Origin of the sequence: Hydrogenobaculum sp., from assembly GCF_049967395.1 — a bacterium.
Taxonomy (GTDB): domain Bacteria; phylum Aquificota; class Aquificia; order Aquificales; family Aquificaceae; genus Hydrogenobaculum.
In genome coordinates this window covers 1-1282 of the sequence record NZ_JBMFST010000113.1, presented here as the reverse complement: position 1 = coordinate 1282, position 1282 = coordinate 1, and the positions used below count along the sequence as shown (strand labels likewise).

The following is a 1282-nucleotide window of genomic DNA, read 5'->3' as shown; positions in this document are numbered from 1 at the left end:
GCTTGGCTATGAGCCAAAGTACGATTTGGAATCTGGGATAGAGCATTATCTTAAAAGCTTAAAAGTGATATGAAAGGCTACAAGAAAATAAAATATGAATCTAAGAATAAAAGAAGCATAAAAATAAAAAGTATTATAGATTTTATTGGATACAATTTTTTTAATAGAAATAAAAATATAAAAATTAACTTAAAAGATATAAACTCCATTACCATAGTAAATATGGGACATATAGGCGATATAGCGCTCATGCTTCCCATGATCGATGGGCTGAGGCAGTATTTTAAAGGCGAGATAAATCTTTTGGTAAATTCTTACACATACGAGTTTGCAAAAAGCATAAAGCTATTGGACTATGTATATGAAGTACCTCACCCATCTTTTTCAAGGGGCGAAAATATTTCTTGGTATGAAGCGTTCAAGGTTTTTAAAAGCATAAAAACAGATATAGTTTTTGATGCAAGGAGCTATTTTCACTCTATACCGCTTTCTTATCTTATTGACAAAAAATACCTCATTGGATTTGACGTGTTTGGGTTTGGTTTTCTTTTAGATGTAGTTCTTAGCTATGATTATAAAGCCCATATAACAGAAAAATATTTTAAATTTTTGGAATATCTTGACATACCAAGGCCTACTATAAAAAATTTAGAGCATTATATAAACTTAGAAGGCAAAAAGTATAAAGATTTAAAAGATTACGTAGCTATAGGGATAGGTACTGGTGCTCAGCCAAAAGATTGGCCAGATGATTATTATATAAAGCTAATAGAGTACATTTTATCAAAATATGGCAAAAATATAGTATTGCTTGGAAAAACATCAGAAGAAAGAGCTTCAAAATATAACTTAGATATAGAAAGAGTTGATAATTTAATAAACAAAACAAGCATAATGGAGGCTATTGACATTATAAAAAATGCCGATACTTTTATAGGGCTTGATAGCGGGCTTACCCACATAAGCGCTATGCTTGGAATAAAGACAATAGCTATGTACAGTGGTATCACTAGGGTAGGCAATTGGGAACCTTTAAATCTAAACAACAATGTGAGGGTTATAAGAAAAGAAGTCCCCTGTAATTATAATGGAGATGGTTGTACTAAAACTTTTTGCGAAGACAATATATGTATGAAGTTTATAAAGCCAGAGGATGTTTTGAGAGTGTATGAAGATATTGGTAGTTAGCCCTTTGAAAACAAGTTGTCCACCAAAAGACGGTCATAGCATCCATGTTTTTTATAGGTCTTATTTTCTTAAAAAGCTTGCAGGTATTACATCT

At 31.4% G+C, this 1282-nt stretch carries 1 protein-coding gene; it reads left to right on the top strand.

All coding sequences use genetic code 11. From position 1 onward, the window contains the following. The first annotated feature begins 69 nt into the window (after window positions 1–69). Window positions 70–1188, top strand: coding sequence for a glycosyltransferase family 9 protein (locus tag ACP5S8_RS08405; RefSeq protein WP_461876485.1), 1119 nt, complete (start codon window positions 70–72; stop codon window positions 1186–1188). Window positions 1189–1282: the final 94 nt, after the last annotated feature.